The following is a 12494-nucleotide window of genomic DNA, read 5'->3' as shown; positions in this document are numbered from 1 at the left end:
TCGGCTGGAAGCACAGCGGAAGGTTCTCTGAGACCACCCGCCGCGTCAGGCTGTCGTCAATGGCAGCGCCACACGTGCCTCCGGAATGCATTGGAGGCAACGAGCAGTCTGGAGGGGGCTCGACACGTGCGGGTCAGCACAAGCGAGGCGGACGGTGCCGGCGTGGTCGTCACCGTGCGCGACTCCGGGCCGGGCTTCGGCCCGAACGGTCCGGAACACGCGTTCAACGCGTTCTACACGACGAAGGCGACGGGTCTGGGCATTGGACTTTCCATCTGTCGTTCGATTATCGACGCCCATGGCGGCCGCTCGTGGGTGGGTGAATCCACGCCGCGCGGCGCGGCCGTTCAGTCCACGGTGCCCCTGCACGCGTCGCCAATGCTATGACGCGCCGCCGGATATTTTCGCGAGAACGCTCGCAACGATGCGATCGCACTGCGCCCCGCCGAATTCGAACGCATCGCGCTCGGCGAGATCAAGCGCCTGGGTAAGCGACTCGCGCAACATGCTGCGCGCGCGGAAATGCCGGCTCCGCACCGTCGCTTCGGGAATGCTCAGACACTGCGCGGTCTCCTCGACGCTCATTTCCTCGATCGCGCGCAGCACGAAGACGACGCGAAACGGCTCGGGCAATTCATCGAGTTTGCGTTCGAGCAGCACGCGCACTTGCGAACGCGCAAGCGCCCGGTCGGGGGCATCGTCGTCGTGTGTGGTCATTGCATCGTCATGTTCGATGTATTCGGGCGCGTCCACGATCGGAATCACATTCTGACGCCGCGCCGAGCGCCGCAATCGCGCAAAGCATTCGTTGAGCACGAGCCGCGACAGCCACGTGAACAATTGCGACTCACCGCGAAACTGGCTGATCGATCTGTACGCATGCAAATACGCGTCCTGTAGCGCATCTTCCGCCTCGGCGTCGTTGCGCAAGGTCGCGCGCGCCATGCGATAGAGCCGGCGGTTATGCCTTCGCATCAGCAGTTCGAACGCGTCGCGGTCGCCCGCGGCGATGCGGCGCGCGATGCCGAGGTCGTCCTCAGTGGTCTCAACAGGAAGATTCATCATCGCTTTCATCGTACGTTCAGAACAGCGTGCATCGTCGGATGCAGCGTGCACGAATACGCGTAGCGTCCCACCTTGCTCGCCACGTAACTCCACGATGCATCCGGCGCGATGTCATGCGAATCGAACGCTTTCGCATCAGCGGTCGCGGTATGCGGAAACAGGTCCTTGTTGACCCACACCACGCGATCACCGCGCGCGACCGTCAATGCGGCCGGATTAAAGCGCATCTGTTCGATCACGACGACGTACGTCGCCGCCATCGCATCGACGTGCAACACGAGCACGCCCATCAGACAAGCGAGCAGGCGCATATCACGCACCGCTCTTCGCCAGTTCCGCCTGCACATGGCGCGCATGTTCGAGATGCGCGACGAACGCCGGCCGCACCTTCACGAGCAGCGCCTTCAGTTCCTCGTTCTTCGCGCTCGGAATGAGCGTCTTGTCGAGCGCGTCGATCACGTTTTCATGATAGGTGACCTCGTGATCGATATAGGCCTTATCGAAGCTGGCGCCCGAAAGTGTCCTCAGTTTGGCGATGTTCTGGTCGCCGCCCTGCTTGATGTTCTGACTCGTCGGATTGTCCTCGGGGGTCACATTGAGCTTCTTCACGAGATCCGCCGCGGCCTTGTTGACGCCGGTGTGATCGGTGACCATCCGCTGCGCGAACGCCTTCACGTCCTTCGATTTCGTTCTGGTTTCCGCGAGCTTGCCCGCGTCGATATCGACCTGATTTGCAGTCACGACGATCGCGGCAATCTGCGGATCGCTCGGCCCGGTGCCTTGCGCACCAGAAGCGATGCTCGCTAACGCGAGCGTCGTCGCCAGCACTGTGTGGATGATGAGTTTCATGTGACATCTCCCCATATTCCGTTGCGGATATGGGATTGGATGTCACGTCGGAGAAGCGCGTTCCTGATCGACCAGCAACGCGCCCGTAATGCGCGCGCCACATTGACGCGTGACGCCGGAAACCACCGCACACTACATCGCGATCACTTTGCCGGGGTTCAGGATATTGTGCGGATCGAGCGCAAGCTTGATCGCCTTCATCGCGGCGAGTTCGGCCGGCGAGCGCGACATGCCGAGCACGCTCAGCTTTTCCTCGCCGATCCCATGCTCGGCCGATACCGAGCCGCCCATTTCCCCCGTGAGTTCATAGACGACGCGCTTGACCTCGTCGATGTCCTCGTCGGTCCAGCCCGGTTCCTGCGCCACCACGTGCAGATTGCCGTCGCCGAGATGCCCGTAGACGAGGATCGTCGCTTGCGGCCAGCGCGCGCGCAGCCGCTCGTCGCAACGCTGCGCCGCATCGCCCGCCTGCGCGACCGCGAAGCTGATGTCGAACGAGATGCGTCCGGGGATCAAGCGCGGATATTCGGCCGGCGCGTCGCGAATCGCCCAGAACGCCGCGGCGTCGGCGTCCGATTGCGCGATCGCGGCGTCGGAGATCACGCCGGCGTCGAGCATGTCGGCGAGAAAGTCCTCGAACGCCGCCGCCTGCCGCTCCGGGTCCGCGCCGCAAGTCTCGAGCAATACGTAGTAAGCGTGATCGCTGCCGAGCGGCACGCGCAGTTCGGGCAGGCGTTCCCGCACGAAGTCGCAATAGCTGGGCCACATGACCTCGAACGCGGACACGCCGGCCGGCAGCCGCTCCTGCGCGCGGCCGAGCAGCGTGGTCACCGCCTCGTAATCCGGCATGCCGCACCATGCGGTCGAGATTGCGCGCGGTTTGGCGCGCAGCCGCAGCACCGCGCGCGTGATGACCCCGAGCGTGCCTTCGCTGCCGGTCAGCAGGTTGCGCAGGTCGTAGCCGGTATTGTTCTTGATCATCTTGCGCTCGCCGCCGATCACGCTGCCGTCGGCGAGCACCGCTTCGACGTCGAGCACCTGGTCGCGCATCATCCCGTAGCGGATCACGCGGTTGCCGCCCGCGTTGGTCGCGATGTTGCCGCCAATCGTGCAACTGCCGCGCGCGCCAAGGTCGAGCGCGAACATGAAGCCGGCGTGATCGGCCGCTTCCTGCACCGCCTGCAGCGGCGTGCCCGCGAACACGGTGATGGTCGCGCTGACCGGATCGATGTCGATGACCCCGTTCATCCGCTCGACGCTCAGCGCCACCTCGCCGCCGAGCACGCAGGCGCCGCCCGCGTGCCCGGTCATGCCGCCTTGCGTGACGACCGGCTGGCGGAATTGATGACAGATTCTGAGCGCGGTGGCGACCTCTTCGGTCGTGCGCGGTCGGATCAGCGCGATCGGATCGGTCGATGGCGTGCCGCTCCAGTCGGCGAACTGCCGCCCGCCAAATTCGGCCGGCAGACTCACGATGTCCGCGCCGAGCGTTTCGCGCAGCGCGGCGACGGCTTCGTTACCGCGGGTCGCGGCGTTCGGTTCTTGCTGCATCAGATATCTCCAGTTCGTCAGGCGGACAGAGCCGCTGCGCGCGCCTGCACCGTTCGGGTCTGCGTTTGCGATTGCACGCGCGACAGCGGCGCCTGCTGCCCTGGCCAACGCAGATAACTACGGTCGAGCCCGGCGATATCGCAGCAACCGAGCAAGCCGAGCGTCCGGTCGATCTCGGTCTGCAGAATCTCGATAGCCCGCTCGGCGCCCGGCTGACCGCCCGCGCTCAGACCATAGGTGGTCGCACGTCCGAGCAATACCGCATCGGCGCCCAGCGCGACCGCCTTCAGGATCTCGGAGCCGCGGCGAAATCCGCCGTCGAGCATCACGCACAGCTTACCCCCAACCTGCTCGACGACTTCGGGCAGCACGTCCATCGCCGATACCGCGCTGTCGAGCTGCCGCCCGCCGTGGTTCGACAGCACGATGCCGTCGACGCCGGCCTCCAGCGCCTTCAGCGCATCCGGCGCACCCAGCACGCCTTTGACGATCAGCCGACGCGGCCACAGATCGCGCAGCCAGCGGATATCGTCCCACGACAACGACGGGTCGAGTTCCCGGCCCAGTGTGATCGTCGCGCCCTTCACGCTGTCCTGCCCCGGGGGCAGCAGGTCGCCGAGATTGGCGAAGCGCGGCATGCCGTTCGGCCACAGCACGTTGGCCATCCAGCCCGGATGACGCAGCACGTCGAACTTGTTGCGCCAGTCGAGTCTCAGCGGCTCGATGTAGTTGCGCAGGTCCCATTCGCGTTTGCCGAACACCGCGCTGTCGGTCGTGACGACCAGCGCCTCGATGCCCGCAGCCTTCGCGCGCTGCGCCAGTTTCGCGAGAGATTCGCGCGTGCGGTACATGTAGACCTGCATCCACACGCGACCGCCGGCGCGCCGCACGACGTCCTCCAGCGAGACCGTCGACACGTTGCTCAGCACGAACGGAATGCCGGCCGCTGCCGCCGCACTGGCCAGCTTGACGTCGCCTTCGCGAAACATCAGGCCGCTATAGCCGGTCGGGCCGATCATGAACGGCGACGCGCTGCGCTCGCCGAACAGCGTCACGCTCTGATTGCGCTTTTCGACGTTCACCAGCGTGCGCGGCAGAAAAGCGATTTCGCGGAACACGTCGCGGTTGCGCCGCAGTGTCGCTTCGTCTTCGGCGCCGCCCTCCACATACTCGAAACAGAAATTCGGCAGACGCTTGCGGGCCATCGCGCGCAAATCATCGATGCTGTGCGCGCGCTTCACGTCGCGGCCTGAATAAAGGCGGCGTTCCAATTGCATCCTCCAGTGCGTGATTGACTCGTGTATTTGATTGTTGGTTGTGTCGCTGCGCAGCCGTTCAGGTCACCACGCCGACCTGCCAGGGAACGAACTCGCTTTGCCCATAGCCATGCAGTTCGCTCTTGGTGCGCGTACCTGACGCGCAGTCGAGCATCATGCGGAAGATCGCTTCGCCGAGTTCGTCGATGCTCGCGCTGCCGTCGATCACCCCGCCGCAATTGATATCGATGTCGTCCTGCTGGCGCTCCCACAACGCGGTGTTGGTCGCCAGCTTCAACGACGGCGACGGCGCACAGCCGTAAGCGGAGCCGCGCCCGGTCGTGAAGCAGATCAGGTTCGCGCCCGAGGCGACCTGTCCCGTCGCGGACACCGGGTCGTAGCCGGGCGAATCCATGAACACGAAGCCCTTCGCGGCGATCGGCTGCGCGTATTCGTAGACGTCGACCAGATTCGTCGTGCCGCCCTTCGCGACCGCGCCGAGCGATTTTTCGAGGATCGTCGTCAGACCGCCCACCTTGTTGCCCGCCGAGGGGTTGTTGTCCATCGCGCCGCCATTGCGCGCGCAATAGTCCTGCCACCATGCGATGCGCGCGAGCAGTTTGTCGCCGACCGCGGCGCTCACCGCGCGGCGCGTCAGCAGATGCTCGGCGCCGTAGATTTCCGGCGTTTCCGACAGAATCGCGGTGCCGCCATGCCGCACGAGCCGATCGACCGCGGCGCCGAGCGCCGGATTCGCGGAGATGCCCGAGTAGCCGTCCGAGCCGCCGCATTGCAGACCGACGCATAGATGCGCAGCCGGTACCGGCACGCGCTGCACGCGGTTCGCATCGGCGAGCATCTCGCGCACCATTGCGATACCGCGTTCGATCGTCTTGCGCGTGCCGCCGCTGTCCTGGATCGTGAAGCTGCGCAGCTTCGTCGAGCTGGCATCGAGGCCGCCCGCCGCGAGCACACCGTCGATCTGATTCGTCTCGCAGCCCAGCCCGACGAACAGCACCGACGCGAAGTTCGGATGCACCGCATAACCGGCGAGCGTACGACGCAGGATCGCAATGCCCTCGCCTTGCATGTCGATGCCGCAGCCGAGCCCGTGCGTCAAGGCGATTACACCGTCGACGTTCGGATAGTCGGCGAGCGCGTCGGGACGCACGTCGCGCCGGAAATGATCGGCAATCGCGCGCGCAACCGTCGCCGAGCAGTTCACACTGGTCAGAATGCCAATGTAATTGCGCGTCGCGATGCGGCCGTCGTCGCGGCGAATCCCCATGAAATGCGCCGGTTCATCGACGTAGACGGTCGGCTGCGCATCGGCGCCGAACGCGTGCTCGCGCGCGAACTCGGACATGCCGAGATTGTGCGTATGAACATGCTGGCCGCGCGCGATCGCTTCACGCGCTACGCCGATGATCTGGTTGTAGCGCTTGACCGGCTCGCCCTGCGCGATGTCGCGCGTCGCGATCTTGTGTCCCGGTGGAATCAGCCCGGCGACGACCAGTTGTTCCGCGTCGATGCGCGTGCCCGGCAACAACTGCCGGGTCGCGATGATGACGTCGTCGGCGGGATGCAGGCGAATGATCGGGCACGCGCCGCTAGCTTGAGTCGACATGAAAAGCCTCGAAGACAGGTTTATCCGTAAGCGTTCGAACAGAATACGTCAGATCGTGGAGCCCACGCCCTTGGGCAGATCGCGACTGTCCGATTCCAGCGACAGCGGCTCGATGCGTCCCACGATGAAAAGATAGCTGAACGCGCCAAGAAAGCAGAAGCCGCCCGCGACGACGAGCGGAATCGTGAACGAGCCCTTCGACATCGCCACCATCACGCCGGTGAACGTCGTGATCACGATCCCCGCCAGATTCGATGCGAAGTTCTGAATACCGCCGATCGACGCGACATGACCCGGCGTCGGCGCGACGTCGCCTGGCAGCGACCAGATGCTCGCCGCGGCGAACGCGAGGCTGCCATAGGCGATGCCGAAGAACGCGAGCATCAGATACGTGTTCTCCGTGAACGCCGACAGCGTGATCACCGACGACAACAGCATGCCGCCGACCATGCAGGTCTTGCGCGCGGCCGTCAGGCTCCAACCGCGCCGGAACAGCGCATCGGACACGAAGCCGCCGAACCAGCCGCCCGGAATCGCGATCAACGCCGGAATCATGCCGAGCGTGCCGAGCGATTTGAGCGAGAAGCCACGGGTCTCCACGAGGTAGCTCGGAAACCACGTAATGAAGAAATAGATCACGAAGTTCAGGCAGAAGAAGCCGAGCATCATGCCCCACAGCGTGCGGTGGCGAAACAGCGACGCCCATGTCACCTTCTCTGCCTTCACCTGAGCCGCGGGAGTCGCCTCGAGTGCGATGGCCATCTCGTCTTGCACAGGATTGCGATAGATCACGAACCAGCCGACGATCCAGACCGCGCCGAGCAAGCCGGTGAGAACAAAAGCCGCCTTCCAGCCGAGCGTGCTGATGATCAGCGCAACCACGGGAATCGACAGCGCAGAGCCGACCCGCGAGCCGCTATCGAAGATGCTCGTCGCGAGCGCACGTTCCTTGGGCTGGAACCATTGGCTCACGAGCTTCGTGCAGGACGGGTAAGCGCCCGCCTCGCCGACGCCGAGCAACAGGCGGCAGCCGAACATGCCCGCGACGCTGGTCGTGACCGCGGTGGCCGCGGTAAACACCGACCACCAGCCGACCGCGAGCGGCAGCGCGATGCGCGCGCCGACGCGATCGACGAACCAGCCGAACGGCATCTGCATGAACGCGTAGGTCCAGAAGAAGCCGCTCAGGATGAAGCCCATCTCGGCGGGGCCGATGCCGAGCGCCTTTTCGATTTGCGGCGCGGCGACCGCGAGATTCGCACGATCGATGTAGTTCACCGCGATCGCGAGAAAGCACAGAAAAATCACTACCCAACGCATCTTCTTCATGAAACCGTCTCCTCCTAGCCAGGCTAAGCCTATGTTTAGATGAACCTTGCGACCTCGTGAGCCGCTGGTGTACTGCGGGGTCGACGACCCGATTTACTGCGGATTTGCGGCCCGCGCCTTTAGCCGCGTTGCACGCACGCGGCAAGCGCCGCGTTCAGACGCGGTTGCTCGACACGCACGCCGAGCTCGCGAGCGAGTTCGATCACCGGCTTGAAGCGCCGCTGTTTCTTTTGCTCGTGATTGCGCGCGATGTCGGCGAGGCGATGATCGAGGAACGGATTTTCGAATCGCTCGCGCACGTCGTCGAGATAGGCGCGCGCGTCGCTGCCCTGACCGAACGCATCGAAGACCGGCAGTACCTCGTCGCACCACAGCGATTCGAGATCGGCGCGCAACAGCGGATCGCGCATCGCGTGCAGCACGTTCTCGTCGGGATCGCGCGCGTCGGCCAGCCAGCGCTCGGCGAGCCACGTATGCCCGAGATTCAGCAGCAGCAGCTTCAGGCGTTCGTAGTGCAATAGATCGTCGGTGACGATCATCGCCTCGTGCTCGCACGGCAGCACCATGCCGGCACGCCGCTCGATCGCCCACAACGCGTAGGGTTCGGCAACCGCGCCAACCGGCCGGATCGGCTCTGACACGATGCGGTCCACCAGCGAATTGACCCAGATGCAGGTGTGCTCGATGTAGCGCAGGAACTCGGTCCCGCCGCCCCAGCCGCGCGCGATATCGGCGACGAGGCCACGCAGCGTGTCGCCGTTGCCCGATACGAGTTCGCATGGCAGCAGCGTCAGCGGCGCGGCGCCGGCTTTGAAGCGCGCGTGCAGCAGCACCACGAGCTTCGCCGCGAATCCGCGCGGCACGCTCTTGTCGTTGCGCAATAGCTCGGCGGTGTCGTCGGCGAAACACTCGTAGCCTCGGTCGCCGGTGTTCGAGATCACCACGCGCGCGTCGTGCGCGAAGCGCTCCACCACTGTTGGCCAATCGGTATTCGCGTTCAATGCCTCGCTGATCGCATGACATTGCGTGGTCGTATCGATCACCGCTTCGCGACGCAGACCGCGAATGCGCACCTCGTACTGCCGGTGTGCGCGTAACGCGTCGATGCGCGCGAGGCTCTCGGGGTTGGCCGTCGTCTGCACGACGCTCACGTGCCCCAGCGCGCGGCCCGAGTCGAGCGCCGCCGATACGAACAGATCCGCGTGCGCCTGCAGAAAGCGACTCGTGCCGAATTGAAGAATCGGGTTACCCATCGTCCGTTTTCCCCGCTCGCTCAACAGGCCACCAGCGCCTTGATGACGCCGGCATCCGGTTTCAGAAGCTTGGGGAATTCGCCCGGCAGATTGGCGAGCTCGACCACGTGGGTATTGAGCGCGGCCGTCGGAATCTTGCCGGCGCGCATCGCTTCGAGCACCGTTTCGAAGTCGGCGACGGTCGCGTTGCGGCTCGCGAGCAAGGTCGTCTCGCGCTTGTGGAACTCGGGATCGGCAAACGAAATGCGCTCGCTGACGATCGACACCAGCACGTACTTGCCGCCGTGCGCGACGAACTGCAGCCCGCGCTCCATCGCCTTCACGTTGCCGGTCGCGTCGAATACCACGTCGAAGAACTCGTTATCGGTCAGCGCGGCGAGTTGGGCGGCATCGGTCGCGGCGTCGGTGGTGTCGAGCAGCACCGTGTGATCGGCCCGCAACGCGCCGGCACACACGGACAGGCGGTCCGCGCGGCCGTCGAGCACGCTGACCTCGGCGCCGCGCAGTTTCGCGAAGATCGTCACGGCCATGCCGATCGGCCCAGCCCCGACTACCAACGCACGCTGCCCGGCTTGCACGTCGGCGCGCGCGACCGCGTGTGCGCCGATAGCCAGGAACTCGAGCATCGCGGCTTGGTCGAGCGTCACGCCGTCGGCCTTGAAGACGAACGCCTGCGGCACCGCGAGGTACTCGGTCATGCCGCCGTCGGTATGGACGCCGAGCACGCGGATGTTCACGCAGCAGTTGCCCTTGCCCGCGCGGCAGGCCACGCAGCGCCCGCACGACAGATACGGCATCACGTACACCTGGTCGCCGGCCGCGACGCGCGCGCCGGCCGGCGCCGCTTCGACGATGCCGGCAAGCTCGTGCCCCATCACGCGCGGATACGACAGATACGGCTGATTGCCGGTGAAGATATGGAAGTCGGTGCCGCAGATGCCTACCCGGCGGATGCGGATCAGCACATCGTCAGGGCCGGCGTTCGGCATCGCGCGTTCGGCGAGCGCTAGCTGGCCGGGTTGTTCGCAAATGACTGTCTTCATCGTCATGGAGGAATTGATCGGGTATCGGGGGATGGAGCGACCCGCAGGTCCACTCTTCTGACGCCTGCCTGGCGTCGATCTGGCCTTACCAATTTGCAAAACTAACCGCACGTGCGATACTGGTCAAGCCAATTTGCACGGAGTTGGGGGAAACCCTGAACGCTGTCAGCGCGCCGCCGAGCGCGCCCGATTTGCGCGCCGGACGCTTCGATCTACAATCGGCGCTCGCCTTATCGGGATTGCACAAGCTCCATTGCCGGGAAACGTTTCGTGAACACCAAACCTGCCGACACTCGCCGCCTGTATCTTCAGATCGCGGAAAAATTGCGCGATCTGATCGCTCAGCCGGAGTTCGCGCCGAACGGCCGCCTGCCGCCCGAGCGCGCGCTGGCGGAAACGCTCGGCGTATCGCGGCCGTCGGTGCGCGAGGCGCTGGTCGCGCTGGAACTGGAAGGCCTCGTCGAGATTCGCATGGGCTCGGGCGTCTATCTGTGCGCGACGCCGTCCGCGCAAAGTGATGCGTCGCTGTCGCAGGCCGAACTCGGCGATAGCCTGCTCGACATCCTCGGCGCGCGCTGCCTGATCGAAGGCTCGATCATTGCGAGCGTCGCACCGTTCTGCAAACCGAAAGACCTGAAGATGCTGCGCGCGATCTACAACGAGATGGAGCGCGAAGTGAAGGCGGGCAGAATTCCGGTCGCCGCCGATCGCGCGTTCCATCTGGCGATCGCGCAGATGTCCGGCAACGAAGTGCTGGTGCGCACCGTCAGCTCGCTATTCGATGCGCGACATAGTCCGCTGTCGGAAAAGCTGCGTGGCCACTTCGAAAACGAAACGACGTGGGGCGCCGTGCCCGAAGAACATCTGGTGATTCTGGAAGCGCTGGAAGCGCACGATCCGCTGCAGGCGCAGGCGGCGATGCAGCGCCACTTGAAGCTGTCGTTGGAGCGGGTGATTACGGGGGGACAGCGGACGACTTAGAAACGGTTTCATAAAGACGTCCAGGCACGCTTGAGCGTGTTCCAGCAGATCAAAGAACAACCGTCTGAGAAACGCCTCATGAACGGTTCGTCGTCAACGATTGGTTTTCCCATCTCCTCGATCCGCTCGTTTGCGCCGCAACGGCAAACGTGCCGAGCGTCGACGCGGCTCGTATCAGCGCGCCGCCTCGGCCCGTGCGCTGCGCGATTTCACGCGCCAGTTCGCGAGCGCGCCGAGCGCCATCAGCACGCTGGTGCCGAGAAACACCGCGCGCATGCCGACGTGGCCGCCGACGAGACCGCCCAGCAGCGGACCGGCCACCTGCCCCGCGTACTGCGACGACACCGAGTAGCCGAGAATCGCGCCCGTCACGCTCGCCGGCACGTTGTGCCGGATCACGCTCGCGATGCACGGCAACAGGCCGCCGAGTGCGATGCCCATCAGGAAACGCAGCACGATCAGCTGCCAGCTCGCGGTGACGAACGCCTGCGGCACGAGCAACACCGCCGATACCGCGAGGCAGCCGACGATCACGTTCCAGTGCCCGGCGCGATCCGCGAACCTGCCGAGGCGCGACGACGAGATCACGCTGCCGAGCGCCGCGGCCGACATGACGAAGCCCGCGACCATCGTCACGTTTTGAGGCTTCGTGAGCTGGGCGACGTAGACGGTGATGATCGGTTCGATCGACATGTTCGCGACCATCAGCAGCAGGCCGGTGGCAAGCATCGCGATGGCCGGCCGCTTGTCGTCCACCGAGGCCCACGCGCCTTTCTTCGACGCGCTGTCCGCGCGCTTGCGGACCGGCTGCTCGCGAATCAGAAACGCGGTCGCGAGAAAGGCGACGAAGATTGCCGCGCCCGAGGCGCAGAAGGTCGCGCGGATGCCGATCAGCGGCGGCAGGAAGCCGCCGATCAGCGGGCCGACCAGATTGCCCGCCATGATCCCCGACGACAGCACCCCGAGCGCCCAGCCCGAACGCGCCTTCGGCGTCTGCGTCGCGACGAGGATCATCGAGCCCGACGCATAGCCGCCGAGCAGCCCGGCGAGCAGCCGCAACGCGACCAGTTGCCAAGCCGAGTGCGCCATGCCGATCAGCGACATCGCGACCGCCATGCCGAGGCTCGAGCGGATCAGCATCAGCTTGCGGCCGTAGAGGTCCGCGAGCTTGCCCCACAGCGGCGCGACGAGCGCGGCGCTGAAAAACGTCGCGCCGAACGCGGCGCCGGACCACTGCACGATCGCCGCATGATCCTTCACGCCGAGTTGCTCGACGTAAAGCGGCAGGAACGGCAGCAGCAGCGTCATCGCGACGATGGTCGTGAACGAGCCGAACACGCACACGCCCAGGTTGCGCTGCCAATGCGCGGCGGCTTCATCGCCGGCCGCCGCCGTCGCCTGCGCCTGCGCCTGCGCCTGCGGCGGCACCGGTTCGGCCGTTGGTACGTCGAGCTTGCGATTCATCTTCGAGACTTTCCAGGTGACTAGGGGCCGTTCGAGCTATCCGAAGCATGCTAACGGGCTGCGTCGCCGTCAGGCA

12 protein-coding genes are annotated in these 12494 nt (G+C 65.2%); 2 read left to right on the top strand and 10 right to left on the bottom strand.

Annotated elements, in window-relative coordinates; translation table 11 throughout:
• The first annotated feature begins 90 nt into the window (after positions 1-90).
• The gene (locus AB3X95_RS35955) at positions 91-387 is read left to right on the top strand and encodes an ATP-binding protein (protein WP_368623749.1); all 297 of its coding nucleotides are present in this window, start codon (positions 91-93) and stop codon (positions 385-387) included.
• On the opposite strand, the gene AB3X95_RS35950 is transcribed toward AB3X95_RS35955, so the two are convergent.
• The 9 genes from AB3X95_RS35950 to AB3X95_RS35910 all read right to left on the bottom strand — a co-directional run bounded on the left by AB3X95_RS35950 (position 382) and on the right by AB3X95_RS35910 (position 9973).
• Positions 382-1065, bottom strand: coding sequence for an RNA polymerase sigma factor (locus AB3X95_RS35950; RefSeq protein ID WP_254905826.1), 684 nt, complete (start codon positions 1063-1065; stop codon positions 382-384). The two genes, AB3X95_RS35955 and AB3X95_RS35950, sit on opposite strands and share 6 nt — an antisense overlap.
• Positions 1066-1070: 5 nt before the next feature.
• The gene (locus tag AB3X95_RS35945; RefSeq protein WP_176121431.1) at positions 1071-1376 is read right to left on the bottom strand and encodes a cupredoxin family copper-binding protein; all 306 of its coding nucleotides are present in this window, start codon (positions 1374-1376) and stop codon (positions 1071-1073) included.
• Between the two features lies 1 nt (position 1377).
• The gene (locus AB3X95_RS35940; RefSeq protein WP_368623748.1) at positions 1378-1914 is read right to left on the bottom strand and encodes a DUF4142 domain-containing protein; all 537 of its coding nucleotides are present in this window, start codon (positions 1912-1914) and stop codon (positions 1378-1380) included.
• Between the two features lie 132 nt (positions 1915-2046).
• The gene (locus AB3X95_RS35935; protein ID WP_176121432.1) at positions 2047-3465 is read right to left on the bottom strand and encodes an FAD-binding oxidoreductase; all 1419 of its coding nucleotides are present in this window, start codon (positions 3463-3465) and stop codon (positions 2047-2049) included.
• 17 nt (positions 3466-3482) lie between these two features.
• Positions 3483-4736 carry an alpha-hydroxy acid oxidase gene (locus tag AB3X95_RS35930; RefSeq protein ID WP_368623747.1) on the bottom strand — a complete coding sequence of 418 codons (1254 nt, stop codon included), beginning with the start codon at positions 4734-4736 and terminating at the stop codon, positions 3483-3485.
• A 64-nt stretch (positions 4737-4800) separates the two neighbouring features.
• Complete coding sequence (locus tag AB3X95_RS35925; protein ID WP_368623746.1) at positions 4801-6348, bottom strand: UxaA family hydrolase; 1548 nt, start codon at positions 6346-6348, stop codon at positions 4801-4803.
• Positions 6349-6396: 48 nt separating this feature from the next.
• A complete protein-coding gene (locus AB3X95_RS35920) occupies positions 6397-7677 on the bottom strand; it encodes an MFS transporter (RefSeq protein WP_176121435.1) in 1281 nt (426 codons plus the stop codon).
• A 119-nt stretch (positions 7678-7796) separates the two neighbouring features.
• Positions 7797-8930: a mannitol dehydrogenase family protein gene (locus AB3X95_RS35915; RefSeq protein ID WP_184227063.1), complete on the bottom strand. Its 1134-nt coding sequence runs from the start codon at positions 8928-8930 to the stop codon at positions 7797-7799.
• Positions 8931-8950: 20 nt separating this feature from the next.
• Positions 8951-9973 carry a zinc-binding alcohol dehydrogenase family protein gene (locus AB3X95_RS35910; RefSeq protein ID WP_184227108.1) on the bottom strand — a complete coding sequence of 341 codons (1023 nt, stop codon included), beginning with the start codon at positions 9971-9973 and terminating at the stop codon, positions 8951-8953.
• A 270-nt stretch (positions 9974-10243) separates the two neighbouring features.
• Here AB3X95_RS35910 and AB3X95_RS35905 point away from each other — a divergent pair, with 270 nt between their 5' ends.
• Entirely contained in the window at positions 10244-10954 is a 711-nt protein-coding gene (locus tag AB3X95_RS35905; RefSeq protein WP_176111459.1) for a FadR/GntR family transcriptional regulator, read from the top strand.
• A gap of 174 nt (positions 10955-11128) precedes the next feature.
• Here the strand turns inward: AB3X95_RS35905 and AB3X95_RS35900 are convergent, their stop codons facing one another.
• Complete coding sequence (locus AB3X95_RS35900) at positions 11129-12418, bottom strand: MFS transporter (RefSeq protein WP_368623745.1); 1290 nt, start codon at positions 12416-12418, stop codon at positions 11129-11131.
• Positions 12419-12494: the final 76 nt, after the last annotated feature.

The organism is Paraburkholderia sp. BR13444, from assembly GCF_040948755.1.
Classification (GTDB): domain Bacteria; phylum Pseudomonadota; class Gammaproteobacteria; order Burkholderiales; family Burkholderiaceae; genus Paraburkholderia; species Paraburkholderia youngii.
The sequence above is the reverse complement of the archived record's forward strand: the minus strand, read 5'-3'. Positions and strand labels throughout refer to the sequence as shown.

What these genes read in the sequence shown, in the direction of transcription:
- AB3X95_RS35950 (WP_254905826.1), bottom strand. Translation starts at nt 1,065, where the DNA reads ATGATGAATCTTCCTGTTGAGACCACTGAGGACGACCTCGGCATCGCG.
- AB3X95_RS35945 (WP_176121431.1), bottom strand. Translation starts at nt 1,376, where the DNA reads ATGCGCCTGCTCGCTTGTCTGATGGGCGTGCTCGTGTTGCACGTCGAT.
- AB3X95_RS35940 (WP_368623748.1), bottom strand. Translation starts at nt 1,914, where the DNA reads ATGAAACTCATCATCCACACAGTGCTGGCGACGACGCTCGCGTTAGCG.
- AB3X95_RS35935 (WP_176121432.1), bottom strand. Translation starts at nt 3,465, where the DNA reads ATGCAGCAAGAACCGAACGCCGCGACCCGCGGTAACGAAGCCGTCGCC.
- AB3X95_RS35925 (WP_368623746.1), bottom strand. Translation starts at nt 6,348, where the DNA reads ATGTCGACTCAAGCTAGCGGCGCGTGCCCGATCATTCGCCTGCATCCC.
- AB3X95_RS35920 (WP_176121435.1), bottom strand. Translation starts at nt 7,677, where the DNA reads ATGAAGAAGATGCGTTGGGTAGTGATTTTTCTGTGCTTTCTCGCGATC.
- AB3X95_RS35915 (WP_184227063.1), bottom strand. Translation starts at nt 8,930, where the DNA reads ATGGGTAACCCGATTCTTCAATTCGGCACGAGTCGCTTTCTGCAGGCG.
- AB3X95_RS35910 (WP_184227108.1), bottom strand. Translation starts at nt 9,973, where the DNA reads ATGAAGACAGTCATTTGCGAACAACCCGGCCAGCTAGCGCTCGCCGAA.
- AB3X95_RS35900 (WP_368623745.1), bottom strand. Translation starts at nt 12,418, where the DNA reads ATGAATCGCAAGCTCGACGTACCAACGGCCGAACCGGTGCCGCCGCAG.